Below are 25,133 nucleotides of genomic sequence, written 5' to 3' on the forward strand. Positions count from 1 at the left end.
ATGCCGGGGCCGTGGTCCCTAGTCGTCGAGAACTGCATCTTTGAGACTGCTCAGCCGCCCCATCGGGTGAATGACGAAGCCGTGCAGCTTCGGCCCGACCGCCGTGGTCAGATTGGCATAGGCGATATGGGCGATCGGGCCCTCGCAGGCCAGCTTGACCTGCAATTCGTCATAGGCCGCCTTGCGTTCGGCCATGTCGGTCTTGTTGCGTCCGGTGTCCAGCAAATCGTCCACCCGCGCGTCGGAATACTTGAACACGTTGGTCGAGCCCCCGGTGTAGAAGGTCCGGTAGAAATACTGGTCCGGATCCGGGTTGCCGCCGTTGGCCGAGACGAACATGCCGAAGTCCGAGTTCTTCCAGGACTGCACAAAATCGCCGATCTCCTGATTGATCAGCTCCACCTCGATCCCGCCTGCCGCCAGCTGCTGCTGGGCGATCTGGGCGATGTCCTTGGCATCCTGACGCGGCAGGACGACCATCCGCAGCTTGATCGGCAGCGCGACGCCTGACTCGGCGATCAGCGCCTTGGCCTTGTCGACATCCGGCGTGTAGCAGGAGAAATCGCTGGTCGGCAGCGCCCATTCGGTCAGCGCCGGCGAAAGCGGCCCGGCCGGAACCCCGGCACCGAACAGGGCGCCGGCGATGATCTCGTCGCGGTTCAGCAGCAGGTTGACCGCCTCGCGCACCTTCGGATCGGCCAGCGCCGGGTCGGTCACGTTCATTCCGATCAGCGTATAGGCCAGGTCGCGGGTCTGCTCCAGCGTCACGCCCGGCTGACCCTGAAGCTGCAGCGCGGTGGCCGGATCGACCGCCGGAAGCATGTCGTATTCGCCCGAGACCAGGCCGATCTGCCGGGTCGCGGCCTCGGGGACGAAGTGGAACTTCACCTCGTCGATCTGCGGCTTGCCGTCCCGATAGCCGTCAAAGGCCTCCAGCGCGATATAGCCGTTCGGGGTCCAGTCGGCGAACTTGAAGGGCCCGGTCCCGTCGGGCGCCATCTGCAACGCCTCCTTGTCGGTCTCCATCTCGGCCGGAACCATGGCGATCCCCGCCAGCGAGGACAGAAGCGGTGCGAAGGGCGCGTCCAGCGTCAGTTTCAGGGTCAACGGATCGACGACCTCGATCCCGACCACCGGCGAAATCCGCGAGGCCAGCGGCGAGGCGGTCTCGGGCGATTGCACCCGGCGCAGGCTGGCGGCGGCATCCTCGGCGTCGAAGGTCGAACCGTCGTGGAATGTGACCCCCGAGGCCAGGTGGAAGGTATAGGTCAGCCCGTCCTCGGAAATGTCCCAGCTCGTCGCCAGGCCCGGCTGCACGGCGAGGCCCGGATCGATGTCGGTCAGGCCCTGGTAGATGTTGCCCTGCACGATCAGCACCGAGTTGAAGGCGGTGATCAGATGCGGGTCCAGCCCGGCCGGCGCCGTATCGACCGCGATGTCCAGGGTCGCGGCAGTGGCGGCAGAGGCCAGGAAGGTCGAGGCGAGAAGGGCGGCAAAGCGATGCTTGGTCATGAAGTTCCCCCTGTTGGGCGCCAATTGGCAGATCGGGCAGGCTGGCGGCAGCGGCCCCGGCGCGGTCATTTGCTATAAGTCCAGTTGCAGACCAGTCTGGACAGGATCGAGCCTATGGTATTACAAATATCCTGACAAGAGGGGTCGCGGAGCCGGGTGCCGGGGGTGGCATTGCGGGGCGGCCGGATCGGAAGGATCGCCGGAACACCCATGCCCGCTGCCGCCTTGCTGTCGATCGAGAACCTGCATGTCGATGTCGCCGGAACGCCGGTGATCGAAGGCGTCAGCCTGTCGATCGCCCCGGGCGAGATGCTGGGCGTCGTCGGGGAATCCGGCTGCGGCAAGTCGGTGACCGCCCTGGCCGCGATGCGGCTGCTGGCCGAGCCGCCGATGCGGGTCTCGGGCGGGGCGATCCGCTTCATGGGCCGTGATCTGGCGGGGCTGTCGGATATCGAGATGCAGGCCATTCGCGGGCGCGACATGGCGATGATCTTCCAGGAGCCGATGACCAGCCTGAACCCGGTCTTCACCGTCGGCGATCAGGTGGCCGAGGTCCTGCACCTGCACAGCGACCTGCCGCCGCGCGCCTGTCTGGACCGTGCCGCGGAACTCTTTGCCACGGTCGGCATCCCGGCCCCGGCAGAGGCCCTGAACCGCTATCCTCATCAGATGTCCGGCGGCCAGCGGCAGCGGGTGATGATCGCCATGGCGCTGGCCTGCGGCCCGAAGCTGCTGGTCGCGGACGAGCCGACGACCGCCCTGGATGTCACCGTTCAGGCACAGATCCTCGACCTGCTGGACCGGCTGCGCCGCGACACCGGGATGGCGGTTCTGCTGATCACCCATGACCTTGGCGTGGTCTCGCAATATTGCGACCGGGTGGCGGTGATGTATGGCGGGCGGATCGTCGAACAAGCCCCGGCGGCGGACCTGTTCGCCCATCCGCGGCACCGCTACACCCGGGCGCTTCTGCGGACCATTCCGGCTTCGAACCCGCCCGGCAGCGCCCTGCCGGCGATCTCGGGCACCGTGCCGCCGCCCGGGCGCCGCCCTCCGGGCTGCAGCTTTCACCCGCGCTGCACCGCCACCGTCGCCGCATGTGCGCACGACCTGCCCGCCCTGACCGGCGACACCCATCTGACCCGCTGCTGGAACCCGGCATGAGCCTGCTCGAGATCAAGTCGCTCTCCAAGACCTACCCCGGCCCGGACGGTCGCCGGTTGCACGCGGTCAGCGAGGTCTCGCTGCGCCTCTCCGAGGGCGAGGTTCTGGGAGTCGTCGGCGAATCCGGCTGCGGAAAATCGACACTGGGAAGGGCTTTGCTGCGGTTGATCGAGCCCTCGTCCGGCCAGGTCCTGTTCCGCGGCCGCGATCTGACCGCGCTGTCACGGTCCGAAATGCGGCTGGCCCGGCGCGAGATGCAGATCGTCTTTCAGGACCCGTTCGGCGCCCTCAATCCGCGCCATTCGGTCGGCCGGATCGTCGGAGAGCCGCTTCTGGTCCAGCACCGGATGAGCCGCGCCGAGCGCCGGGCGCGGGTGGCCGAGACCCTGAGCCTCGTCGGGCTCGACCCCGAGGCCGCCGACAAGTTTCCCCATGAATTCTCGGGCGGGCAGAGGCAGCGGATCGCCATCGCCCGGGCCATCGTGCTGAACCCGAAGCTGATCGTGGCGGACGAGGCGGTCTCGGCGCTGGATGTCTCGGTCCAGAGCCAGATCATCAACCTGATCGCCGACCTGCGGCGACGGCTGGGCCTGTCGCTGATCTTCATCAGCCATGACCTGAGCGTGATCCGCCATGTATCGGACCGGGTGGCGGTGATGTATCTGGGCCGGATCGTCGAGACCGGCCCGACCGAGGCGCTGATGCAGGAACCGCTGCATCCCTATGCGCAGGCGCTGCTCTCGGCAATTCCGCGTCCCGGCGTGCCGCGCCCCGAGCGGGCACCGCTGGCCGGAGAGGTGCCCGACCCCTCCGCCCCTCCGCCCGGCTGCGCCTTTCACGGCCGCTGCCCCAGGGCGATGCCGGTCTGCGCCGAGACACGCCCCGACTTGCGGACGCAGGGCGACACAGGCAGGGAGGTGGCATGTCACCTCTATCCCTGACTGCCCGCGCCGAAGCCGCCTTTGCCCCGGTCCGCGCCGCCATTGTGGCGGGCCGGATTCCGGGGGCGGTGCTGGGCCTCGTCACCGCCGGGGGCGAGCGGGCGGTGCTGGCCGAGGGTCGGGCGCAGATCGTCCCCGTCGAGCGACCGATGACGCCCGAGACCTGGTTCGACCTCGCCTCGCTGACCAAGGTGCTGTTCACCACGCCGCGAATCTTGGCCCTGGCCGAAGCGGGGCGGATCGACCTCGACGCGCCGCTGACCACCGCGCTGCCCGACCTGCGGCAATACGATGCCGAGGCCTGGGAGCGGAAGGTGACCTTTCGCCAGTGCCTCGGCCATCTGACGCCTTTCCCTGCGGTCGAGCCGATCTATACCTATGGCCGCGACCCCGAGCTGCTGCGCGCCTTCATCCTGCAACGCGAATGGCGGCGCGGCGCACCGGTCTATTCCGACATCAACTTCATCCTGCTGGGCCTTGCCCTGGAACGGCTGCACGGCTGCACCCTGCGCGATCTCGACCCCGGCGCGGGCTATGCCTGGTCGGCGCCGCCCGGGAACGCGGCCGCGACCGAGGATTGCACATGGCGGCATCGGGTGTTGTCGGGCGAGGTCCATGACGACAACTGCTCCGCCCTGCAGGGCGCCGGCCATGCCGGGTTGTTCGGCACTGTTTCCGCCTTGTTAGACACTGGTCTTGCCCTGCTGAACGACCAAGGCCCGGTGGCCCGGCAGATGCGCCAGCCGCTGTCCGAGCGCCGCGCCCATGGTTGGGAGAGACGCTGGACCGGTTGGCCGGGCGGCGATGCGGCCAGCGCGGACTGCATCGGTCACACCGGCTTTACCGGCACCGGGCTCTGGATCGACTTTGCCCGCGGCCATGCCTGGACCCTTCTCACCAACCGGATCCATCCGACGCGGCATTTCGACAGCGGCATCGCCGAACTGCGCCGCAGCGTGGGCGATCTGGTCAGCGAGGCAGCACCATGACGGATGACGGAATGCACTGGGCGGTCGGGCTGATGACCGGGACGGTTCTCGACGGCAATATCGACGTGGCTTTGCTGAGGACCGATGGCGAGGCGATTGCCGAATTCGGCGCCTACCGGCTGGCGCCCTATCCGGCGGGGCTGAGCGATCTGCTGTTCGCCACGCTCGACGCGGCGCGGCAATGGAATTTCGAGGACCCGGAGCCGGCGATCTTTGCCGAGGCCGAAGAGCGGCTGACCCGCGCCCAGGCGCAGGCTGTGCGCGATCTCGTCGAAAGCGAAGGGCCCGGGCTGGCCGGGCTGGGGGTCGTCGGCTTTCACGGCCAGACGGTCCTGCACCGGGGCCGCACCCCGGACCGGATCGGCGCGACGCGGCAGCTGGGCGACGGCGCGCTGATGGCCCGGTTGCTGGGCGTGCCGGTCGCCTATGATTTCCGCTCGGCCGATGTCGCGGCGGGCGGGCAGGGCGCGCCGCTGGCCGGCAGCTATCACCGGGCGCTGCTGGAGCGGCTGGGCGACACGGGCGGCACCGCGGTGCTGAATCTCGGCGGCGTGGCCAATGTGACCTGGGCGCGTGGCGACAGCGTGATCTCCTTCGACACCGGCCCGGCCAATGCGCCGATCAACGATTTCGTCCGCTCCCGCGGCCTGGGCGAGATGGACCGCGACGGGGCGCTGGCAATGGCGGGAACGGTGGATGAACAGGCTCTGAAAAAGGCTCTGGAGCATCCCTATCTGGCCCGGCCCTATCCGAAATCGCTGGACCGGTTCGATTTCGGCGCCGGTCTGGGCGAGGGGCTGAGCGATGCGGATGGCGCCGCCACGCTCACCGCCTTCACCTGCGCCGCGGTGGGCCGGGCGCTGGACCTGTTGCCGCAAAGGCCCGAACGGCTGATCGTCTGCGGCGGCGGCCGGCACAACCCGGCGATCATGGCGATGCTGCCGACCCGCGCCGGAGTCACCGCCGTCGCCGCCGAAGCGGTCGGCTGGCGTGGCGATGCGATCGAGGCCGAATGTTTCGCCTTTCTGGCACGGCGCGTGCAACGTGGCCTGCCGATCTCTTTCCCCTCCACCACCGGCGCCCCGCGCCCGCTGACGGGCGGCCGGCTCGCCCTGCCCGAGGAACAAGGATGACCCGCGACCCGCGTGAAACCGAAACCGCCTCGTCCCGCTACGCCGCCATCGAGGACTGGCCGACCGGCGATCTGGTCGGCGCCCTGATCGACAGCCAGTATGCGGCGATCGCGGCGGTGCAGGCGACGCAGGCGGTGATGGGCGAGGCCATCGACCGCGCCACCCTGCGCCTGGCCCGCGGCGGCCGGCTGATCTACATGGGCGCCGGAACCTCGGGGCGGATCGCGACACAGGACGCGGTGGAACTGCGGCCGACCTTCTCCTGGCCCGAGTCGCGCTCGGTCGTGCTGATGGCGGGCGGCGAGGCGGCCTTTACCAAGGCCCGCGAAGGCGCCGAGGACAGCGAGGCCGAAGCCGTCGCGGCGCTGGATGCGGCCGGCGTCGGGGAACATGACGTGGTGCTGGGCCTGGCCGCCAGCGGCACCACGCCCTACACCCTGGCGGGTCTGCGCCATGCCCGGAACCGGGGCGCGCTGGCGATCGGGTTCTCGAACAATCTCGGCTCTCCGATGCGCGAGGCGGCGACGCTCTGCATCGAGATGGACACCGGGGCCGAGCCGGTCGCGGGCTCGACCCGGATGAAGGCGGGAACGGCGCAGAAAGTGGCGCTGAACGCCTTTTCGACGGCGGTGATGATCCGGCTTGGCCATGTCTACAAAGGGCTGATGGTCGAAATGAAGCCGACCAATGCCAAGCTGAAGGCCCGCGCGGTGCGGATCGTCGCCGATCTGACCGGCAAGCCGGAATGGACCGCGACCGAGGCGCTGGATGCCGCCGGCGGCAGCATCAAGCTGGCGGCGATCATGCTGTTGCGCGGCTTGTCGCTGAACGATGCCCAGGCGCTTCTGGACCGCGCCTCGGGCAATCTGCGCCGGGCGCTGGAGGGTTGAGGCGACAAGGCGGGGCAATGATCCTGACGACCGGCCTGCGACCCGCGCCACCCCTTCCCGGCACCGGGTCGCGCAAGGGGCGGCGTCCGCCCCGGTTGACCACTTGCACCGGCGGGTCTATCGCTCGGCGCAGCATAGAAAGCGGCGGACCGAATGACCAATACCCTTTACCACGGCGACTTGCCGGACGATCTGGACCTTGGCCCCGAGGTCGCCATCGACTGCGAGACGATGGGTCTGCTGCCGCATCGCGACCGGCTTTGCCTTGTGCAGCTCTCCAGCGGTGACGGCAACGCCCATCTGGTGCAGATCGCCCCGGGCCAGACCAGCGCGCCGAACCTCGAGCGGCTGCTGAAGGACCCGGATGTGCTGAAGCTGTTCCATTTCGGCCGCTTCGACATCGCGGTGATGTATCATGCCTTCGGCGCCCTGGCGGCGCCGGTCTGGTGCACGAAGATCGCCAGCAAGCTGACCCGCACCTATACCGACCGGCACGGGTTGAAGAACCTGCTCGACGAACTGCTGAAGGTCGATATCTCGAAGCTCCAGCAAAGCTCGGACTGGGGCGCCGAGACACTGACCGAGGCGCAGCTGGAATACGCGGCCTCGGACGTGCTCTACCTGCACCGCCTGAAGGCGGCGCTGGAGCCGCGGCTGCGGCGCGAGGACCGGCTGGAAATCGCCGAGGCGAGCTTTGCCTATCTGCCGACCCGCGCCAGGCTGGACCTGCTGGCCGGCGATCTCTTCGACATCTTCGCGCACTGAATGGACCGCGCGGCGCTCATCGCGACGGCCCGCCGGGTCATCGGCGCCGAGGCCGAGGCGCTGGCGCAGCTGGGCGAGGCGCTGCCGGATGGTTTCGCCGATGCCTGCGCGCTGATGCTGGCGGCGCCGGGGCGGGTCGTGGTCTCGGGCATGGGCAAGTCGGGCCATGTGGCGCGCAAGATCACGGCCACCCTGGCCTCGACCGGGACGCCGGCGCATTTCGTCCACCCCGCCGAGGCCAGCCATGGCGACCTGGGGATGATGGCACAGGGCGACGCGGTGCTGGCGCTGTCGAATTCGGGCGAGACGCCGGAACTGGCCGATCTCATCGCCTATACCCGCCGCTTCGGGATACCGCTGATCGCGATGACGGCGCGGGCCGAAAGCTCGCTGGCGCAGCAGTCCGACGTGCTGCTGACCCTGCCGCAGATGCCCGAAGCCTGCCGCACCGGCTATGTCCCCACCACATCGACGACGATGATGCTGGCCCTGGGCGACGCCCTGGCCCTGGCGCTGATGGAGCACCGCGACTTTACCCCGGAACATTTCCGCACCTTCCATCCCGGCGGCCGGCTGGGCGCGAGGCTGGCGCGTGTCGCCGACCTGATGCATGCCGACCTGCCGCTGGTCGGCACCGACGCGCCGATGAGCGAAGCCTTGCTGACCATGTCTGCAAAGGGCTTCGGGGTGGTTGGCGTGACCGATGCAAGAGACTACCTTGAAGGCATCATCACCGATGGCGACCTGAGACGGCACATGGCCGGATTGCTCGATCGCACGGCGGGCGAAGTGATGACCAGGAAGCCGCTGACCATCGCGCCCGGCGTGCTTGCAGAGGAGGCGGTTCTGCGGATGACCGAAAGGAAGATCACCAGCCTGTTCGTCGTCGATCCCGACAAGAACGGCGCGGCGGTCGGGCTGATCCATATCCACGACTGCCTGCGCGCCGGCATCGTCTGACATGGCCCATGTCGGCGACGGCCATTCCAGGTTGGTGGCCTGGCTCAAGATCGTGCTGCCGCTGATCGCGCTGGCGATCCTGTCGACCCTGTTCTTCGTCTCGCGCAGCATCGACCCCAGCCAGACCATTCCCTATGCCGATGTCGATGTCGAAGGTCTGGCCCGCGACCAGCAGATCGGCGCCCCGACCTATACCGGCATGACCGAGGACGGATCGGCGATCCGGATCGCCGCCGACAGCGCCCGGCCCGAGGCCGGCGGCCAGCGGCTGATCGCGACGGCGCCCTCGGCGCGGATCGAGTTGCCGGGCGGAAGGATCATCGAGATTCATGCAGAAAGCGGCCGGATCGATCGCGACGCCGGCGAAGCCGGGCTGACTGGTGCCGCGATGATCACCTCGTCCGACGGCTACCGGATCGAGACCGACAGCATCGTCGCCCAGCTCGACCGGACCGGGATGGAAACGGCGGGGCCGGTCAGCGGCACCGCCCCGTTCGGCGAGATCTCGGCGGGCAGGCTGGTGCTGACCCAAAATCCCGACGGCGGTTACCTTCTTCGTTTTGAGGACGGCGTAAAACTGATATACCGTCCCGGCACCTGAAGGGGGATGCGATGCGGTTCTTGAATTCGGCCCGTGCCGGAGTGGTAGTGATGGCCCTGTCCATCTGTGGCGGTGCCCTGGCGCAGGGCGCCAGCTTTCCGTTCGGCGACGGGCTGGCCGGCGATTCCTCGGCCCCGGTCGAGATCGAGGCGGACAGCCTCTCGATCAGCCAGACCGACGGCACCGCGACCTTTCAGGGCAATGTCCTGGTCGCGCAGGGGGATCTGCGGCTTTCGGCCGGCGCGGTCCGGGTCGAATACAGCGCCGGCACCGACGGCAAGCAGGGAGATATCAAGACCCTCTTCGCCTCGGGCGGGGTCACGCTGGTCAGCGGCACCGAAGCCGCCGAGGCCAGCGAAGCGGTCTATGCCGTCGATACCGGCATCGTGACGATGACCGGCAAGGTGCTGCTGACCCAGGGACGCAACGTCATCTCGGGCGAGAAGCTGCGGGTCGATCTCGGCTCTGGCACCGGAACCATGGAAGGTCGGGTCCGCACCGTTCTGCAGCCCGGCGACAACTGAGATGGCGCCGACACCCGATCTGACCGTCAAGGCCGGCCAGCCGGGCCTGCATGTGCTCAACCTGCGCAAGAGCTACCGCAAGAAGACCGTGATCCGCGATGTCACGCTGGATCTGCAGCGCGGCGAGGTGGTCGCGGTGCTGGGGCCCAACGGCTCGGGCAAGACCACCTGTTTCTACGCCATCGCCGGCCTGCTGACGCCCGAGGGCGGGCAGGTCGTGATCGACGGCAAGGATGTCACCCTGCTGCCGATGTATCGTCGCGCCCGGCTGGGGATCGGCTATCTTCCGCAGGAAATGTCGATCTTTCGCGGCCTCTCGGTCGAAGACAACATCCTGGCGATCCTGGAGATTGCCGAATCCGATCGCACGCGGCGCCGCGAATCCCTGGAGGAGCTGCTGAGCGAGTTCTCGATCACCCATCTCCGGCGCGCCTCGGCCCTGTCGCTGTCGGGCGGTGAGCGGCGCCGGGTCGAGATTGCCCGCTGCCTGGCCGCCAATCCGAAATATGTCCTGCTGGACGAACCCTTCGCCGGGGTGGACCCGATCTCGGTGGCCGAGATTCGCGGGTTGGTGACCGACCTCAAGACCCGCGGGCTGGGGGTCCTGATTACCGATCACAACGTCCGTGAAACTCTGGAAATCGTTGATCGCGCATATATCTTGCATGATGGCAAAGTGTTGATGTCGGGCACGGCGGATGAGGTGATCCGGGACGAGAATGTTCGCCGGGTCTACCTTGGCCACTCCTTCCGCATCACCTGAAACCGGGCGCTGGACCGCAGTTGACAGCTGACGGCGAAGCGGCTCCAAATGGGGTAATGCATGAACCGCGATCCATCGTTCGTGCGCGGTCCGAGACCGGACCCGACACCCGGACAGACCGGCCCGCACCGGGTTGCGGTTGCCTTGCCCCCCTTTTTGACCACCGACCGGAAACCACCGCGGCCGTCGCCGCGGCCGGTCCGGCCTGAATACCAGGAACAGATCATGCGTTATCAGATCAGCGGCAAGCAAATCGATGTCGGCGAGGCTCTTCAGACCCACGTCAAGACCGAGCTCGGCAGCGTGCTGGAAAAATATGCCGGTCGTCCGACCGATGCCATGGTCGTGTTTTCGAAGAACGCGCATCAGTATGCCTGCGAAGCCGTGGTGCATCTGTCGACCGGCCTGACCAGCCAGGCCAGTGCGCGAGCCAACGAGATCTATGCCGCATTCGACCAATGCGCCGAGAAGATGGACAAGCAGCTGCGCCGCTACAAGCGCCGGCTGAAGGATCATCACAAAGCACGCACCGAGCCGGTTGAGTTGACCGAAGCTTCCTCGTATATCCTCGCCGCAACCGATGGCGCTGCTGAAACGGATGAGCCTGAAACGCTTCAACCGATGATCATCGCCGAAATGGAGACCCGCATCCCGTCGATCTCGGTCGGCGAGGCGGTGATGCAGATGGAACTTGCAGGAGCGCCGGTGCTGGTGTTCCGAAATGAGGGACGCGACAGGGTCAACGTTGTCTATCGCCGCGAGGACGGCAATATCGGCTGGATTGACCCCGGCGCGAGCAAATAAACGGCAGCCCGGCTGCCCCGGACAAAGACGACGGTAATATGCAGATTTCCAGCATTCTGGTGCCCGCCGCAGTGCGGTTTACCGGAGGTGCGTCCAGCAAGAAGCGCCTGTTTCAGGATCTCGCCGACATCGCCAATCAGGCCTATGGCCTGCCGGTGGCTGTCGCCTTCGACGGTTTGCAGGAACGCGAATCCCTTGGCCCGACCGGTGTCGGCCACGGGGTCGCGCTGCCGCACGCGCGGGTGCCGGACCTCGACCGTGTCGTCGGCGTCTTCCTGCGGCTGGAAAAGCCGGTGGACTTCGATTCGGTCGATCGGCTGCCGGTCGATCTGATCTTCGGCCTCTTCGCGCCGCAGGACAGCGGCGTCGATCACCTCAAGGCGCTGGCAACGGTGTCGCGTACCCTGCGCGACCCGGCGATCTGCCAGAAACTGCGGTCGAACGAGGACCCGCTGGCATTGCATGCTTTGTTGACGGAAAGCACCGCGACCAAGGCGGCCTGACCGCCTGGTTGCCGCGTCCGGTCAGCCGGGCTGCAGGGGGCCGAAGCCGAACATCATGTAGTCGCGCTGATAGGCGTTCGCGACCAGGGATTCGATCTCGCGATCGTAGATCTCCTCCAGCGCATATGGTGCCGGATCGGCCAGCGGGCGCCATTCCGGCGCCTCCCGCCCGATCTCGGCCGCCAGCCGCGGCAGGGCCTCGGCCAGCGCATCCTCGCGCAGGATGTGATCGGGCGGCGAAAACTGTGCCATGCCCTGAACCACCGCCACCTGGCTCGCCCATGCGGCATCGACGCGGATCGAGCTCTGGCCCGCCAGATTGCCCTGGATGAACCGCGCGAACTCGGCAAAGGCGCGCCGATGATCGGCCACCGTATAGGCGGCATCCCGGGCCTTGTCGGGCAAGGGAAGCCTGTAGGTCTGCTTCAGCGTCTGGCGAATCTCGCGAAAGGTCTCGGGCCCGTCCGACAGGATATGGCGGCAAAAGGCGTCATGCAGGCGCCGGACCGGGTGCCGCAGCACGGTAAAGGACCGGTGCCCGGTATTCTCGCGCATCCATTTCCGCAGCGTCTTCTGAGTGAAGCCGCGTTGCAGCCCGCTGTCCTCGACCCCGTCCAGCGCCGCCAGCCAGCCCGAGACCGCCGCCACCGGGCCGCTGCGGATCGGCATGAACAGCAGGGGCGCCCTCGCCGCCGCGACATGCTGCGGCACCGCCGGCCCCCGGCGCGGCTCGAACACCGGATAGCGGCCCAGATCGAAGTGATCGACCTCTGCCAGCGCCGCGATCATCTCGGGGTAATTGGTGACCTTCTCGTCCAGCGTCTCGGGGTTCTGCTTCTTGGTCCTGGAAGAGGTCGCCTTCCGCGCTGCGGTGACGCCCAGCCAGGCCGCGAGGCCGTTCATCACCTCGACGTCGCCGACATCCTCATAGGTCAGGAAGAACGCCGTCTGGCCGGACCGCTGCAACTGCCGGACCAGACGATCCTGGTAGGCGCGCGACCGGTCCAGATAGGACGAGAACTCCTGCCGGTCGAAGGCCACCCTGGCGCTCTTCGCATGTCGCAGATCGCCCAGCCGCCACTGCCCGGTCTGTCCGGCAATCTTCAGCGAGATGAAACTGTCCAGCGGATTCCGGCTGAGAACGATCTTGGCGGCGCGCGGGTCGGCCAGGGCCGCTTCGAGCACCCGCGGATCGTGGTCGTGGAACAGCCGGAACCCGGCCAGCCCGTCGGTCTTTTCCCGCACCCGGCGGATCAGCGCCATCGGATCGGCCTCGCGCGCGTCCAGCGTCACCCCGAACAGGCTGTCGCGCTTGGCATGGCCGATGAAATGCGGATTGAACAGCTCTCCGTGGCACATCAGCCCCGGATACTCGTTCAGATTGGCTTCCAGAAAGTTCGAGCCGGTCCGCATTCCGGCGAGGATCACGAAATAATCAAAGCGCATCCGTCAGCGCACCACATAGGGCCGCGGGCGCGGGGGGTCGGTCTCTCGCACGGGGTCGTTGTTCACCGGGAAGTCACCCATTAGATGGGGATGCATCCCCTGGTTGCGAAGGTTCTGCAGAAACTGCCCGAAACCGGACAGATCGACAAGCTTCGGCGCCTCGGTCAGGCGCGGCTTCTGCCGGATGCCGAGATCATCGACCAGGGCCTGCAACGGCTCCATCGGCGCCTCGACGAAATCGGCCATGCTCCAGATACGGATCCGCGCCTTCGACCAGCCCGACCGCAGGATGTCGAGATGCGCGCTCTCGATCTTCTGCAACTGCGCGGCTTCCTTGCGGATGTCGCTGAAATTGCGGTTCGAACGATAGAGCGGCACCGCCCAGGCGCCGGTCACCACCGAGATCTGCGCATTCGGATCGGTCGCCATGAACCAGGAGATGTCCTGCCTGTCGCGCGGGCCGAACTGGAAGCACTGCTGCTCGCCCCGGGTGTTCCAGATCAGGTTGGTCAGGAAGGCCTTGGGATTGTAGTCGCGCAGCTTGGCCGAATCCGACAGCGCCCCGGCATAGACCGACTGGTTGCCGGCGAAATGCGCCTTGTCCGGTGCGAAGAGATGGCCATGCACACGCGCCCCGCCGACCCTGGCCAACCATCCCTCGAACCCGTCGAACAGCTCGGCAAATCCCTCGAACACGGAATAGGGCGCGCAGGTCTTGCCGTTCTCCCAGCCTTCGTGCGGAAACCGGCTTTGCATGTAGAGCCCCGGCCGCCCGCGGGTCCGCCGCTCGACCGCCTTGGCGAAGATGCGGTCGATCTTGCCCGGGTTCGGCTCTGCCCCTGTCATGATCTGCCCGCCCTCGGTCAGGAACGAGCGATACAGACGCTCCGCCCGCGGCCAGATCTTCCGCGCCACGAAGCAATCCGAACGGCGCAGAAGCTGCAGGTGATCGTCATAGAAGATATGCGGCTTGCCCTGAAAATCGAACTTGGACAGCGTCAGGGAGCGGCTTTCGATATTGTTGGAATAGAGCCTGACAAGGGTCTGGTAATAGCTTTCGTCGGGGATCCAGACCCGCGAGAAGTAGCGGTCATAGATCGGGCGGTCGGGGTCTTCGAGGATCGCCGAAAGGGTCTGGCGGGTCAGGCACCACCATTGGCTGCCCATGTGCGGCACGATCCCGTCGGGGATCTTGCGCTTCACGCCCAGCCGGCGCTGCAGCTTCACATATCGGTCGAACAGCCAGCGGTGCCGCTTCCAGCTGAACGGAAACCGCAGGGTGAACCGCTCGCTGTCCAGCCCGCCCACGGTCCAGGGCACGTCCTGGGTGGTGACGCTCTCGATGAAATTGGTCATCGGGCGTTCGTCCAGATAGCGGATCAGCTCGGGCACCGGGCGCAGCGGTAGGCACGAGCCGGAGGCCAGGTAGACATGCCGCACCTGCGGAAAGCTCGCCAGCATCAGCGTCGAGGCCGATTGCGAAGCCTGGACCAGCGACCATGTTCCCCATTCGCAGCGATGGCGGCTGGAGAAGATCACGTTGTCCAGATCGGCCAGCGCCCGCACGAAACCCGCGTAGGGACCGCGTTTGACCCGCTTGTCGACGTGGATCACCACCGGGCAGCCATGCCCGGCCCAGTGCCGCGCCACCTGCTCGGCCCGGTCCAGCGCCTCGTGCACCAGCATGACGATGCCGACCGTCACGCCCAGTTCCCCTTCGACATCAGCCCGAGGATTTCAAGCTGCCGCCAGTTGATGAACTTCTCGCTCCACTTGCACCAGAGATCGGGGCTGTTCGACAATCCCTGCGAATAGGCCTTGTATTCGTGGCTGTTGGCATAGTGCTGCTTGCGGGTCATCTCCTCTTCCGACTTCTTGCGGAAGGTGTCGAGGAACTTGGCGTGCAGCAGGATCCCCGAGGCCTTCTCGCCCCCGGTCTCGTCATAGACCCGGTTCAGACCGCGCGGCAGCAGTGCGTGGGTCGAGCTTTCATAGACATAGTCGCGGTTCCATTTGACCAGCGGGATCTTGTTCAGCGCCGGGGCGCCCTTGGGGTTGTCCGCAAAGAAGGTCCGGGCCCGCGGGCCGCCCTGAATCCACAGGTTGCCCATCCAGTCGTTCTTGGAGATCGTGTAGTTGCCGCTGTCGAACCAGCTGGCGATCTCCAGCGGGTCCTGTCCCGCGCGATAGGGCTGCTGGTCGAACGGCCCCTTGGGATACATGTCCAGAAGCATCGCCGCAAAACTGCGGATGCCGGTCGAATCCAGCCAGTCGGTCAGCGCCCGGATCGGTCTTGTGTCGCAGAAGGGGTAGACGAAGAACTCGTCCACATCGACCACAAGCGACCAGTGGTTGTGGGCGTGGCGCCGTTGCAGCCAGTTCAGCCAGTCGACTCCGAAGCGCGCGCCCTTGTAGCTGGCCTCGGTGGTCCAGATCGAGACATCGGACTGTTCGGCCAGATACTCACGCCCGCCGTCGTCGCTGCCGTTGTCGACGACGATGAAGTGCTGCACCCCCATCTCGCGGTAGTATTTCAGGAAATAGGGCAAGCGCACATGTTCGTTGCGCAGCGTCGTGAATGCCAGGATGTCGCCGGGGCGTATCTGGTCGGTGCGATCGACAACCGGCGTCAGCTCCCGCCGCTTGCGAAAGGCGCGCAGTTGCCAGCGCTTCCGCCGCAGCCGCAAACCGTATGATTGCACCCACCTCAAGCTCTGGACCACCGTTCTATGCGCGCCATTCCGACCCCTACCCGATCGGGCTTAAGGAAGCCTTGGCGGTCTTCTGCCCTGGGGTTTCGGTTCTGGCGGGCCTCGGATCTGCTCGCCACCACAATAGGCACGATTCCGCCGAAGGTAAACGGGCCTGAACAGTCCCTGTTCATGGGAGTCGGGGGCCGAATCCGGATCAAGACCACAAGCCCCGCGACATCAGCCCGACCGCTTCGAGATGGCGCCAGCCGCGATAGCGGGTCGAGGTCGCGCACCACAGGTCCGGGTTCTCGATCAGCCGGTCGTAATAGGCGTCGTAGAGGGCCGAGTTGTTGAAATGCTGCTTGCGGGCCTTTTCCTCGCGCGATTTCTCGACCACGACATTCAGGAACTTGCTGTGCAGCAGCAGACCCGAAAGCGCCTCTCCTCCACCTTGATCATAGACCCTGTTAAGGGCTTTCGGCAGGAGTGCATGGGTCGAGTTGACATAGGCATAGCGACGGTTCCAGCGCACCAGCGGCACCTTGTTCAACGTCGGGGCCCGGCGCGGTTGCGCGGCGAAAAAGACCCGTGCCCGCGCGCCACCCTGAATCCAGAGGTTTCCCATCGGCTCCTGCCGCCGGATCATGTAGTTGCCGCTGTCGAACCAGTTCAGGGTCTCGAAGGGATCGTCGCCGGGCCGGTAGGGCTGCGCATCGAGCCGGCCCCTGGGATACATGTCCAGCATCATCGCCCCGAAGGACCGGATCCCGCGGTCGTCCAGCCATTCGGTCAGGGCCGCCAGCGGCCGGGTCTGCCAATGCGGGTAGATCAGGATCTCGTCGGCATCCAGCGTCAGCAGCCAGTGCCCATGCGCATGACGCATCGCCAGCCATGTCAGCCAATCGACCCCGAAGCGCGACAGGCGATAGCTGGCATCGGTGTGCCAGAGCGAGACATCGGGCTGCGCCGCCAGATAGTCGCCGGTGCCGTCGGTGCTGGCATTGTCGATGAACAGGAAGTGGCCGACCCCCAGCCGGCGATAGTGGTCAAGGAAATGCGGCAGCCGCAGCATCTCGTTGCGCAGGGTCGCCATGGCCAGGATCGTGTCGGGCCGGATGTCGCCGGTCCGGTCGGCCACGGGCCGCAGTTGCCGCCGCTTGCGAAGCGCCCGCCACAGCAGCCGCCGACGTTTCCAGCGCAGCCGGTAGGCGCTGCGCAGTCGTTGCCAGAGATCCGGCTCGGCGGGCGGAATCGGCACGGCATCGGACAGACCGTCGGCGGCAGCCGAAGCTGCGGCCGGAGGCGTTTCAGAGGTCATAGCCGCCGTGCTGGTGCCAGTTCCAGGCATCGCGGATCATCTCGTCCAGCGTCGAACGCCCCGGCGTCCAGCCCAGCTCCTGTTCGGCCCGGGCCGAGCCCGAGACCAGCCTGGTCGCATCGCCGGCGCGTCGCTGTCCGGCGATCACCGGGATGTCGCGGTTGGTCACGGCGCGGCTGCGGTCCAGCACTTCGCGCACCGAAAAGCCCTTGCCGGTGCCAAGGTTGAACACCCGGCTGCCCTTGCCATCTTCCAGCCAGCGCAGCCCCAGCAGATGCGCCTCGACCAGGTCCAGCACATGGACATAGTCGCGGATGCAGGTGCCGTCGGGGGTGTCGTAGTCCTCGCCATAGATCGTCAGCGCCGCCCGCCTGCCGTCGATGGCGTCCAGGATCAGCGGGATCAGATGGGTCTCGGGCTGGTGGAACTCGCCCACCTCGCCTTCCGGATCGGCCCCGGCCACGTTGAAATAGCGAAAGATCACCGAGCGCAGGCCATAGGCTTCGCCGAAGTTGTCCAGAATGTCCTCGATCGCCCGCTTCGAAGCCGCATAGGCGTTGATCGGCCGCTGGTCGCAGCTTTCGTCCAGCAGCACGTTGTCCTGATCGCCATAGGTCGCGCAGGTCGAGGAGAACACGAAATCGAGGCAGCCCGCGGCCACCGCCGCCTCGATCAGGTTCAGCGAACCGCAGACGTTGTTGTGCCAGTACATGCCCGGCTGGCGCATCGATTCACCGACCTGGCTGAGCGCGGCGAAATGCATCACCGCCTGCGGCTGATAGCGCGCGAAGACGTCGTCCAGCCGTTCCCGGTCCAGAAGGTCGCCCTGCTCGAACGGGCCGAACTTGACCGCGGCGGACCAGCCGGTGGACAGGTTGTCATAGGTGACGGGCGTATAGCCGTTGCGGGCCAGCACCTTGCAGGCATGGGATCCGATGTATCCCGCGCCGCCGGTAACCAGGACGGTGCTGCCCATCCCGCCTACTCTGCGGCCTGCTGGGCTTGCATCAACTCACCCAGATAGGTCTGGAACTCGTCGCGCAAATCCTCGCGGGCCAGGCCGAAGGCAACCGTCGCCTGCAGGAACCCGGCCTTCGAGCCGCAGTCGAACCGCTGGCCCCGGAACCGATGGCCATAGACCTCGCGGCCCTGCCGGATCTCCTCGGCAATCGCGTCGGTCAGCTGAATTTCGCCCCCGGCGCCGCTCTTCATCCTGTTCAGGGTCTGCAGGACCTTCGGCGTCAGGATATAGCGCCCGATCACGGCCAGATTGGACGGCGCCTCGCCAAGCGGCGGTTTCTCGACCATGCCGCGGACCTTGACCAGACTGCCCATGTCCTCGGCCACGTCCAGCACGCCATAGGCCCCGGCCTTGGCCGGCGGAACCTCCATCGCGGCAACCATGCAGCCGCCGGTCTGTTCATAGGCCTCGACCATCTGCGCCAGGCAGGGCTGTTCCGCCGCAATCACGTCATCGGGCAGAATCACGGCAAAGGGCTCGTTCGAAATCAGCCGCTTGGCACACCAGACCGCGTGGCCGAGCCCCAGGGCGCGATGCTGCCGGACATAGGCGATCGCACCCGAATCCATGTTCGTCGCCCGCAATGTCTCCAGCAACGCATCCTTGCCGCTCTTGCGCAGCGCGTTCTCCAGCTCGGGCGCCAGGTCGAAATAGTCCTCCAGCGCGCCCTTGCCGCGCGAGGTGACGAATATGAATTCCTTGATTCCGGCGGCACGCGCCTCGTCGATCGCATACTGGATCAGGGGCCGGTCAACGAGCGTCATGATTTCCTTGGGGATTGACTTGGTTGCCGGGAGGAACCGTGTCCCCATCCCTGCCACCGGAAAAATCGCCTTGGTTACCTTGCGTCGCATCCAGCAAATCCTTTCACTTCAAACCCTTGAAACCCTTGGACGACTTCAGAGTGTCACCGTCCCAATATGCCGGTCGCCTGCCAGTCGCCCGCCGCCCTGACTCAACCGCAACAAGATACCTTGGCTGTGGCGGGCTGCACCCCTAGTGATAGGTGCTGGAACCCAAGATTGAAAGACCGGCGGAAGGAACCGCAACCCTCTCCGGGCCCGGAGTTGCCCGGGCGTCGCAGTTGGTGTCGATCCGGAAACAATCACGGCTCTCCGGCAGATTTCGGATGAGGCGGAAACGACATGGCCGCTAGTCTGCACCCATCTGCCGCAGCATGGCTTCAACCTTCGGCACGTCTTCGGGATTGTTGACCTCCCAGAACTGCCGGCCCCTGGACTCGACCTCGACGCAAAGCACGTTCCGGCCCTGTTCCAGAAACCGCAGCTGCTCCAGCTTCTCCAGCTGTTCCAGGGGCCCCTCCGGCCAGCCGCCATAGGCAGCCAGCGCCGCGGGACGGTAGGCATAGACACCGACATGGTGGAACACCGGCGTCGGCGCCTCGGGCGCATAGGCCTGACCGGTATGGGGGATCACCTCTTTCGAGAAATACAACCCGCGTCCCCCGGCGCCGAAGACCGCCGTTGTGCCGCCGACCCGGCCGGCACGCCGGTCTTCCAGCAGCCCCGCCAGCATCGCGCCGTTGCAACGCAGCACCGGGGTGGCGATGTCGGCCTCGGGCGCCGACCGCAGCCCGGCGATCAGATCCTCGATGAACCAGGCCGGGGTCAGCGGCGCATCGCCCTGAAGGTTCACCACGATGTCATATCCGCCGCCCAGCACCGCATGGGCTTCCGCACAGCGCTCGGTGCCGTTGCGGCATTGGTCCGAAGTCATCACCACCTCGGCGCCGAAGGCCTCGGCCGCATCGCGGATCCGGTCGTCATCGGTTGCCACGACGACGCGGTCCACCCCCGCGACCTCGCCCGCGACCCGCCAGCTGCGCTCGACCAGCGAACGGCCCTGGCCGCTGGCGCCGGTCAGGCTCACCAGCGGCTTGCCGGGATAGCGCGACGAGGCATAGCGGGCCGGGATGACGATCAGGACCGACATTCAGCCCTGCGCCAGCAGAACGCCCGGGGCATAGGCGATGAAGAAGGGGTTCTCGAAACCCGGCTTGCCGTAGAGCAGCGGCTTGTGGTCGTCGAACCGCACCACCTCGCCGCCCGCCGCCATCAGCACCGCCTGGCCGGCTGCGGTATCCCATTCCATGGTCCGTCCCAGCCGCGGGTAGAGATCGGCTTCCCCGGTGGCGACCAGGCAGAACTTCAGCGACGAGCCGGCGCTGGTCATGTCGCGCACCGCGTAGCGCGAGATATAGGCATCGGTCTCGGCATCGCGATGCGACTTGGACGCCACCACCATCAGCGCCGTGTTGTCCGGAGTCGACACCCCGATCGAGCGTGTCGGGCCCGGCACCGCCGGATCGAACCCCCCGGTTTCCTCGACCGCACCACCTCCCGGCGCCGTATAGAACAGCCGTCCCCTGGCCGGCGCATAGACCACGCCGACGACCGGAACCCCGTCTTTGACATAGGCGATGTTGACGGTGAAATCCCCGCGCCGCTGGACGAATTCCTTGGTGCCGTCGAGCGGATCGACGATCAGGAAGGTGTCGCCGGTGACGCCGTGACTCTCGACCTGTTCCTCGGTGACCAGTTTCAGGTCGGGAAAGGCTTCCCGCAGACCGGCCGAGATCAGCGCATCCGCCGCCTCGTCGGCCGCGGTCACCGGGCTTTCGTCGGCCTTGGTCCTGACCGCGAAATCCTCGGTTCCGTAGATATCGAGGATCGCCTGCCCCGCCTGAATCGCCAGGCGACGGAACACTTCGATCATCGGGGCGTGATCCGGGTGCTTCATAGCGGGCCTACCTGTCCGAGCTTTGTTGAAAATTCACCATTGCGGCCTTATGGTGCTTCCTCAAGGAAACGGCAAGATTTTCACGGGCAGCACACCGGGGGCACCGGGTGATCGGACGCAGACATGCTTGAACCAACAGTTGCCAGGCGCGGGGTCGGTTCGGCCGCCAACATCCTGGAACTCATCTACGTCTCGACCGTCCGGAACATCCGCAAGGCACATGGCAATGCGCTTTGGGGGCTGTTCATGGCGATTACCCAGTCGCTGACCTTCGTTCTGGTCTTCTACCTGATGTTCTCGATCCTCGGGATGAAGCGCAGCCAGATTCGCGGCGACTTCCTGCTCTACATCATGTCGGGCGTCTTCCTCTACATGACCCATATCAAGGGCATGGGCGCCGTCGTCGGCTCCGAGGGGCCGGCATCGACGATGATGAAACATGCGCCGATGACCACCGCGATCTCGATCACCTCCTCGGCCCTGGCGGCGCTCTACACGCAGGTTCTCTCGGCGGTCGTGATCCTGGGCGTCTACCATCTGGGCTGGGGTCCGGTGGTGATCAACGATCCGGTCGGCACCGTCGCGATGTTCCTGCTGGCCTGGTTCTCGGGCGTCTCGATCGGCATGGTCTTCCTGGCGATGAAGCCCTGGGCGCCGGACCCGATCAGCATTGCCTCCTCGCTCTACACCCGCGCCAACATGATCGCTTCGGGCAAGATGCTGGTCGCCAACAACACGCCCTATTCGATCCTGATCTATTTCACCTGGAACCCGCTGTTCCACTGCATCGACCAGGCCCGCGGCTTCGTGTTCCAGAACTACTTCCCGCATCATTCCAACATCACCTATCCGGTGGTGCTCAGCTGCAGCCTTCTGGCCATCGGGCTGATGGGCGAATTCTTCACCCGCAAGCATGCCTCGGCGAGCTGGTATGCGCGTCGCTAGGCAGCTTCTCCTGCTGCTGGTGCTGACCCTCCCGGGGCTCGGCGCCGCCCGGGCGCAGGACCTGCCGGCCTTCTACGATGTGATCGGCGTCGCGCTGGACGATGTGCTGAACATCCGCACCGGGCCGAGCGCGTCGAGCGAGATCATCGGCAGCCTCGGCCCGACCGAACGCGCGGTCGAGGTCGTGGCCTTCTCCGGCGGTGGCTGGGCGCAGGTCAACACGGCGGAGCGTTCCGGCTGGGTCTCGGCACGCTTTCTCGTTCCGGCGCGACAATGGAGCTGGCGGTCCCCCGAAACCGCGCTGACCTGTTTCGGGACCGAGCCGTTCTGGTCGCTGCGGATCGACGGCGACATGGCGCAGCTCACCAGCCCCGACGGGACCGCGCCGCTGATGCCGATCCTGGGTCGCGGCGCCTCGGCCAGCCGCCCGGCCTTCCTGGGCCTGCAGTTCGACGGGGCGGTCGGTTTCATCCGCGCCGAAGCCTGTTCCGACGGGATGAGCGATCGGAACTATGCGCTGTCGATCGGTCTGGTCTGGTTCACCGGCGGCCGCAGCCTGTCGGGGTGCTGCTCGCTTCAGCGCTGATCCCGGCGCCCGCGCTCAGGTCACCACCCGCATGGTCAGGTTGATCCGCCCGCCCCGCGGCAGCAGGGTGGAGCTGCCCTCGGCCACCTTGTCCACGCCATGATGCACCAGCCGCGCCGGGCCGGCCAGCACCGCCACATCGCCCGAGCGGAGCCAGACCGACTCGGTCTTGCCGCCCCGCTCGACCGAACCGATCCGGAACCGCGCCTCGTCACCCAGCGAGATCGAGACCACCGGCATGGTGAAATCCGCCTCGTCCCGGTCCTGATGCAGACCCATCCTTGCGGCGCCCTGGTAGAAATTCACCAGACAGCATTCGGGCAGCCGCGCCACCCCTGCCACCGCCCGCCAGACGGCCAGCGCGGCAGGCGGGATCGGCGGCCAGGGCGCGCCGGTCAGCGGATGCTCGGTCACATAACGATAGCCGCGCCGGTCCGAGTACCAACCGTATTCCCCGGCCGAGGTCATCCGCACCGACATCTTTCCGCCCATCCGGGTCTGCGGGCTGAACAGCGGTGCCGCGGCCACCACCCGGCGCAGCTCGGCCAGCAGCGCGACCTGCTCGGGAACATCCAGAAACCCGGGAAAAACCTGCACGCCCCGCACCGAAAACCCGGTTTCTTTCGCCATTTTCCGACCTTTCCGCCACATTTCCGGCTTGCCACGCATTTTAGCACCGCCAGTCACCCGGCCCGCCTTGCAGGCCCAAAACCCGGTCCTTATATACCCCCCGGAAGCTGGAACGGATGCTCCCGTTTCGGCGCATTAACGGGATCGGGTCAGGGTGCCTGAACGGGCCCAGACCCAAAACATCGCCTAAGAAGAGGATACAGAGCACATGGCCAAAGTCATCGGCATCGACCTCGGGACCACGAACAGCTGCGTCGCCATCATGGATGGGTCGCAACCTCGGGTCATCGAGAACGCGGAAGGGGCCCGCACAACCCCCTCGATCGTCGCCTTCACCGACAGTGAGCGCCTGGTCGGACAGCCCGCCAAGCGGCAGGCCGTCACCAACCCCGACAACACCATCTTCGCCGTCAAGCGCCTGATCGGCCGCCGCGAGGATGACCCGGAAGTCGCGAAGGACAAGAAGAACCTTCCGTACAAGATCGTGGACGGTGGCAATGGCGACGCCTGGGTTTCGGTCCGGGACGAGAAATATTCGCCGTCGCAGATCAGCGCCTTCATCCTGCAGAAGATGAAGGAAACCGCCGAATCCTATCTCGGCGAGGATGTGACCCAGGCGGTCATCACCGTGCCGGCCTATTTCAACGACGCCCAGCGTCAGGCCACCAAGGACGCCGGCAAGATCGCCGGCCTGGAAGTGCTGCGGATCATCAACGAGCCGACGGCTGCCGCCCTTGCCTATGGTCTCGACAAGAAAGAGGCGCAGACCATCGCGGTCTATGACCTTGGTGGCGGTACCTTCGACATCACCATTCTCGAGATCGACGACGGCCTGTTCGAAGTGAAATCGACCAACGGGGACACGTTCCTCGGCGGTGAAGACTTCGACATGCGGATCGTCAATTACCTGGCCGACGAGTTCAAGAAGGAACACGGCGTCGATCTGACCAAGGACAAGATGGCGCTGCAACGCCTGAAGGAAGCCGCCGAAAAGGCCAAGATCGAGCTTTCGTCCAGCCAGCAGACCGAGATCAACCAGCCGTTCATCTCGATGGACAAGGACACCGGCACGCCGCTGCACATGGTGATCAAGCTGACCCGCGCAAAGCTCGAGCAGCTGGTCGGCGACCTGATCACCAAGTCGATGAAGCCCTGTGCCGCCGCGCTGAAGGATGCCGGCCTGTCCAAGGGCGATGTTGACGAAATCGTGCTGGTCGGCGGGATGACCCGGATGCCGAAAGTGGTCGAGGAAGTGACCAAGTTCTTCGGCAAGGAACCCCACAAGGGCGTGAACCCGGACGAGGTCGTGGCCCTGGGCGCCGCCATTCAGGCGGGCGTTCTGCAAGGCGACGTCAAGGACGTGGTCCTGCTCGACGTGACCCCGCTGAGCCTCGGCATCGAGACCCTGGGTGGCGTCTTCACCCGGCTGATCGACCGCAACACCACGATCCCGACCAAGAAGAGCCAGATCTTCTCCACCGCCGAGGACAACCAGAACGCCGTGACGCTGCGTGTGTTCCAGGGTGAACGCGAGATGGCCGCGGACAACAAGCTGCTGGGCCAGTTCAACCTCGAGAACATCCCCCCGGCGCCGCGCGGCATGCCGCAGATCGAGGTCACCTTCGACATCGACGCAAACGGCATCGTCACGGTGAAGGCCAAGGACAAGGGCACCGGCAAGGAGCAGGCGATCACGATCCAGGCTTCCGGCGGTCTCTCCGAGGAGGACATCGAGAAGATGGTCAAGGACGCCGAGGCGAATGCCGAAGGCGACAAGGCCCGCCGCGATCTGGTCGAAGCCAAGAACCAGGCCGAAAGCCTGATCCACTCGACCCGCAAGTCGATGGAAGAGCATTCGGACAAGGTCGATCCGGCCACGATCGAAGCCATCGAGCTGGCGATCGGGGCGCTGGAGGAAACGCTGGAAGGCGACGACGCGGGCAAGATCCGCAGCGGCATCCAGAACGTGACCGAGTCCTCGATGAAGCTTGGCGAAGCGATCTACAAGGCGTCCCAGCAGGAGGCCGGCGAAGAGCCTGCCGACGAAGAGATGCCCGGCGTGGATGACGACATCGTCGATGCCGACTATGAAGATATCGACGACGACCGGAAACGCTCGTAAACGCGGCTGAAATGTCCGGGGGTCGGTCCGCCTTGCGCGGGCCGGCCTTCGGCGTTCAAAAGG

General features: G+C 66.2%; 25 protein-coding genes. 15 read left to right on the forward strand and 10 right to left on the reverse strand.

Translation table 11 applies throughout. The annotated features are described in order from the left end of the window. Nucleotides 1-18: 18 nt before the first annotated feature. The gene (locus tag NUW50_RS08815; RefSeq protein ID WP_258288730.1) at nt 19-1,512 is read right to left on the reverse strand and encodes an ABC transporter substrate-binding protein; all 1,494 of its coding nucleotides are present in this window, start codon (nt 1,510-1,512) and stop codon (nt 19-21) included. A 210-nt stretch (nt 1,513-1,722) separates the two neighbouring features. Here NUW50_RS08815 and NUW50_RS08820 point away from each other — a divergent pair, with 210 nt between their 5' ends. From NUW50_RS08820 to NUW50_RS08875, 12 genes are all read left to right on the forward strand, one after another. Beyond that, on the forward strand, nt 1,723-2,676 hold the full coding sequence (locus tag NUW50_RS08820; protein WP_258288731.1) for an ABC transporter ATP-binding protein: 954 nt from the start codon (nt 1,723-1,725) through the stop codon (nt 2,674-2,676). Beyond that, a complete protein-coding gene (locus NUW50_RS08825; protein ID WP_258288732.1) occupies nt 2,673-3,617 on the forward strand; it encodes an ABC transporter ATP-binding protein in 945 nt (314 codons plus the stop codon). Before NUW50_RS08820 ends, NUW50_RS08825 begins: the two co-directional genes overlap by 4 nt. After that, nucleotides 3,599-4,606 (forward strand): serine hydrolase domain-containing protein, encoded by a 1,008-nt coding sequence (locus NUW50_RS08830; protein WP_258288733.1) that lies wholly within the window; start codon nt 3,599-3,601, stop codon nt 4,604-4,606. The genes NUW50_RS08825 and NUW50_RS08830 overlap by 19 nt, the downstream gene beginning before the upstream one ends. Next, entirely contained in the window at nt 4,603-5,739 is a 1,137-nt protein-coding gene (locus NUW50_RS08835; protein ID WP_258288734.1) for an anhydro-N-acetylmuramic acid kinase, read from the forward strand. The genes NUW50_RS08830 and NUW50_RS08835 overlap by 4 nt, the downstream gene beginning before the upstream one ends. Beyond that, nucleotides 5,736-6,629 (forward strand): N-acetylmuramic acid 6-phosphate etherase, encoded by an 894-nt coding sequence (locus NUW50_RS08840; RefSeq protein WP_258288735.1) that lies wholly within the window; start codon nt 5,736-5,738, stop codon nt 6,627-6,629. Before NUW50_RS08835 ends, NUW50_RS08840 begins: the two co-directional genes overlap by 4 nt. Nucleotides 6,630-6,782: 153 nt before the next feature. Next, nucleotides 6,783-7,394: a ribonuclease D gene (locus NUW50_RS08845; RefSeq protein WP_258288736.1), complete on the forward strand. Its 612-nt coding sequence runs from the start codon at nt 6,783-6,785 to the stop codon at nt 7,392-7,394. Further along, entirely contained in the window at nt 7,395-8,354 is a 960-nt protein-coding gene (locus tag NUW50_RS08850) for a KpsF/GutQ family sugar-phosphate isomerase (protein WP_258288737.1), read from the forward strand. 1 nt (nt 8,355) lies between these two features. Continuing rightward, on the forward strand, nt 8,356-8,955 hold the full coding sequence (gene lptC / locus NUW50_RS08855; protein ID WP_258288738.1) for an LPS export ABC transporter periplasmic protein LptC: 600 nt from the start codon (nt 8,356-8,358) through the stop codon (nt 8,953-8,955). A 50-nt stretch (nt 8,956-9,005) separates the two neighbouring features. Next, nucleotides 9,006-9,479, forward strand: coding sequence for an LptA/OstA family protein (locus NUW50_RS08860; protein WP_258288739.1), 474 nt, complete (start codon nt 9,006-9,008; stop codon nt 9,477-9,479). Nucleotide 9,480: 1 nt separating this feature from the next. Next, a complete protein-coding gene (gene lptB, locus NUW50_RS08865; protein WP_258288740.1) occupies nt 9,481-10,242 on the forward strand; it encodes an LPS export ABC transporter ATP-binding protein in 762 nt (253 codons plus the stop codon). Nucleotides 10,243-10,467: 225 nt separating this feature from the next. After that, nucleotides 10,468-11,046 (forward strand): ribosome hibernation-promoting factor, HPF/YfiA family, encoded by a 579-nt coding sequence (gene hpf, locus NUW50_RS08870; protein ID WP_258288741.1) that lies wholly within the window; start codon nt 10,468-10,470, stop codon nt 11,044-11,046. Nucleotides 11,047-11,084: 38 nt separating this feature from the next. Continuing rightward, nucleotides 11,085-11,549: a PTS sugar transporter subunit IIA gene (locus tag NUW50_RS08875; RefSeq protein ID WP_258288742.1), complete on the forward strand. Its 465-nt coding sequence runs from the start codon at nt 11,085-11,087 to the stop codon at nt 11,547-11,549. 21 nt (nt 11,550-11,570) lie between these two features. Here NUW50_RS08875 and NUW50_RS08880 read toward each other — a convergent pair whose 3' ends face one another. The 8 genes from NUW50_RS08880 to cysQ form a co-directional block, all read right to left on the reverse strand. Beyond that, a complete protein-coding gene (locus NUW50_RS08880) occupies nt 11,571-12,995 on the reverse strand; it encodes a nodulation protein NodH (protein WP_258288743.1) in 1,425 nt (474 codons plus the stop codon). Between the two features lie 3 nt (nt 12,996-12,998). Further along, nucleotides 12,999-14,699 carry a beta-1,6-N-acetylglucosaminyltransferase gene (locus NUW50_RS08885; protein WP_258288744.1) on the reverse strand — a complete coding sequence of 567 codons (1,701 nt, stop codon included), beginning with the start codon at nt 14,697-14,699 and terminating at the stop codon, nt 12,999-13,001. After that, nucleotides 14,696-15,682, reverse strand: coding sequence for a glycosyltransferase family 2 protein (locus NUW50_RS08890; protein WP_443135108.1), 987 nt, complete (start codon nt 15,680-15,682; stop codon nt 14,696-14,698). The genes NUW50_RS08885 and NUW50_RS08890 overlap by 4 nt, the downstream gene beginning before the upstream one ends. Nucleotides 15,683-15,902: 220 nt before the next feature. Beyond that, nucleotides 15,903-17,006, reverse strand: coding sequence for a glycosyltransferase family 2 protein (locus tag NUW50_RS08895; RefSeq protein WP_258288746.1), 1,104 nt, complete (start codon nt 17,004-17,006; stop codon nt 15,903-15,905). After that, the gene (galE, locus tag NUW50_RS08900) at nt 16,996-17,982 is read right to left on the reverse strand and encodes a UDP-glucose 4-epimerase GalE (RefSeq protein ID WP_258288747.1); all 987 of its coding nucleotides are present in this window, start codon (nt 17,980-17,982) and stop codon (nt 16,996-16,998) included. Before galE ends, NUW50_RS08895 begins: the two co-directional genes overlap by 11 nt. Nucleotides 17,983-17,987: 5 nt before the next feature. Next, on the reverse strand, nt 17,988-18,881 hold the full coding sequence (gene galU / locus NUW50_RS08905) for a UTP--glucose-1-phosphate uridylyltransferase GalU (protein ID WP_258288748.1): 894 nt from the start codon (nt 18,879-18,881) through the stop codon (nt 17,988-17,990). Nucleotides 18,882-19,179: 298 nt separating this feature from the next. Further along, the gene (locus tag NUW50_RS08910; protein WP_258288749.1) at nt 19,180-19,980 is read right to left on the reverse strand and encodes a 3-deoxy-manno-octulosonate cytidylyltransferase; all 801 of its coding nucleotides are present in this window, start codon (nt 19,978-19,980) and stop codon (nt 19,180-19,182) included. After that, nucleotides 19,981-20,763 (reverse strand): 3'(2'),5'-bisphosphate nucleotidase CysQ, encoded by a 783-nt coding sequence (cysQ, locus tag NUW50_RS08915; RefSeq protein ID WP_258288750.1) that lies wholly within the window; start codon nt 20,761-20,763, stop codon nt 19,981-19,983. Between the two features lie 147 nt (nt 20,764-20,910). Between cysQ and NUW50_RS08920 the strand changes: the two genes are divergently transcribed. Beyond that, the gene (locus tag NUW50_RS08920; RefSeq protein WP_258288751.1) at nt 20,911-21,732 is read left to right on the forward strand and encodes an ABC transporter permease; all 822 of its coding nucleotides are present in this window, start codon (nt 20,911-20,913) and stop codon (nt 21,730-21,732) included. After that, nucleotides 21,719-22,318 (forward strand): COG3650 family protein, encoded by a 600-nt coding sequence (locus NUW50_RS08925; RefSeq protein ID WP_258288752.1) that lies wholly within the window; start codon nt 21,719-21,721, stop codon nt 22,316-22,318. The genes NUW50_RS08920 and NUW50_RS08925 overlap by 14 nt, the downstream gene beginning before the upstream one ends. A gap of 15 nt (nt 22,319-22,333) precedes the next feature. Here NUW50_RS08925 and NUW50_RS08930 read toward each other — a convergent pair whose 3' ends face one another. Then, a complete protein-coding gene (locus tag NUW50_RS08930) occupies nt 22,334-22,948 on the reverse strand; it encodes an alpha-ketoglutarate-dependent dioxygenase AlkB family protein (protein WP_258288753.1) in 615 nt (204 codons plus the stop codon). Nucleotides 22,949-23,156: 208 nt separating this feature from the next. Between NUW50_RS08930 and dnaK the strand changes: the two genes are divergently transcribed. Continuing rightward, nucleotides 23,157-25,070: a molecular chaperone DnaK gene (gene dnaK / locus NUW50_RS08935; RefSeq protein WP_258288754.1), complete on the forward strand. Its 1,914-nt coding sequence runs from the start codon at nt 23,157-23,159 to the stop codon at nt 25,068-25,070. Nucleotides 25,071-25,133 lie beyond the last annotated feature (63 nt).

This window comes from Frigidibacter sp. ROC022, assembly GCF_024723735.1.
Taxonomy (GTDB): domain Bacteria; phylum Pseudomonadota; class Alphaproteobacteria; order Rhodobacterales; family Rhodobacteraceae; genus SLM-1.

Bases quoted from the DNA above. Each gene is read 5' to 3' on its own strand.
- cysQ (WP_258288750.1), bottom strand. From the start codon at position 20,763: ATGATCGAAGTGTTCCGTCGCCTGGCGATTCAGGCGGGGCAGGCGATC.
- NUW50_RS08830 (WP_258288733.1), top strand. From the start codon at position 3,599: ATGTCACCTCTATCCCTGACTGCCCGCGCCGAAGCCGCCTTTGCCCCG.
- NUW50_RS08930 (WP_258288753.1), bottom strand. From the start codon at position 22,948: ATGGCGAAAGAAACCGGGTTTTCGGTGCGGGGCGTGCAGGTTTTTCCC.
- hpf (WP_258288741.1), top strand. From the start codon at position 10,468: ATGCGTTATCAGATCAGCGGCAAGCAAATCGATGTCGGCGAGGCTCTT.
- NUW50_RS08835 (WP_258288734.1), top strand. From the start codon at position 4,603: ATGACGGATGACGGAATGCACTGGGCGGTCGGGCTGATGACCGGGACG.
- lptB (WP_258288740.1), top strand. From the start codon at position 9,481: ATGGCGCCGACACCCGATCTGACCGTCAAGGCCGGCCAGCCGGGCCTG.
- NUW50_RS08840 (WP_258288735.1), top strand. From the start codon at position 5,736: ATGACCCGCGACCCGCGTGAAACCGAAACCGCCTCGTCCCGCTACGCC.
- NUW50_RS08910 (WP_258288749.1), bottom strand. From the start codon at position 19,980: ATGTCGGTCCTGATCGTCATCCCGGCCCGCTATGCCTCGTCGCGCTAT.
- NUW50_RS08880 (WP_258288743.1), bottom strand. From the start codon at position 12,995: ATGCGCTTTGATTATTTCGTGATCCTCGCCGGAATGCGGACCGGCTCG.
- NUW50_RS08850 (WP_258288737.1), top strand. From the start codon at position 7,395: ATGGACCGCGCGGCGCTCATCGCGACGGCCCGCCGGGTCATCGGCGCC.
- galU (WP_258288748.1), bottom strand. From the start codon at position 18,881: ATGCGACGCAAGGTAACCAAGGCGATTTTTCCGGTGGCAGGGATGGGG.
- NUW50_RS08925 (WP_258288752.1), top strand. From the start codon at position 21,719: ATGCGCGTCGCTAGGCAGCTTCTCCTGCTGCTGGTGCTGACCCTCCCG.
- dnaK (WP_258288754.1), top strand. From the start codon at position 23,157: ATGGCCAAAGTCATCGGCATCGACCTCGGGACCACGAACAGCTGCGTC.
- NUW50_RS08895 (WP_258288746.1), bottom strand. From the start codon at position 17,006: ATGACCTCTGAAACGCCTCCGGCCGCAGCTTCGGCTGCCGCCGACGGT.
- lptC (WP_258288738.1), top strand. From the start codon at position 8,356: ATGGCCCATGTCGGCGACGGCCATTCCAGGTTGGTGGCCTGGCTCAAG.
- NUW50_RS08875 (WP_258288742.1), top strand. From the start codon at position 11,085: ATGCAGATTTCCAGCATTCTGGTGCCCGCCGCAGTGCGGTTTACCGGA.
- NUW50_RS08920 (WP_258288751.1), top strand. From the start codon at position 20,911: ATGCTTGAACCAACAGTTGCCAGGCGCGGGGTCGGTTCGGCCGCCAAC.
- NUW50_RS08820 (WP_258288731.1), top strand. From the start codon at position 1,723: ATGCCCGCTGCCGCCTTGCTGTCGATCGAGAACCTGCATGTCGATGTC.
- NUW50_RS08860 (WP_258288739.1), top strand. From the start codon at position 9,006: ATGGCCCTGTCCATCTGTGGCGGTGCCCTGGCGCAGGGCGCCAGCTTT.
- galE (WP_258288747.1), bottom strand. From the start codon at position 17,982: ATGGGCAGCACCGTCCTGGTTACCGGCGGCGCGGGATACATCGGATCC.
- NUW50_RS08845 (WP_258288736.1), top strand. From the start codon at position 6,783: ATGACCAATACCCTTTACCACGGCGACTTGCCGGACGATCTGGACCTT.
- NUW50_RS08815 (WP_258288730.1), bottom strand. From the start codon at position 1,512: ATGACCAAGCATCGCTTTGCCGCCCTTCTCGCCTCGACCTTCCTGGCC.
- NUW50_RS08825 (WP_258288732.1), top strand. From the start codon at position 2,673: ATGAGCCTGCTCGAGATCAAGTCGCTCTCCAAGACCTACCCCGGCCCG.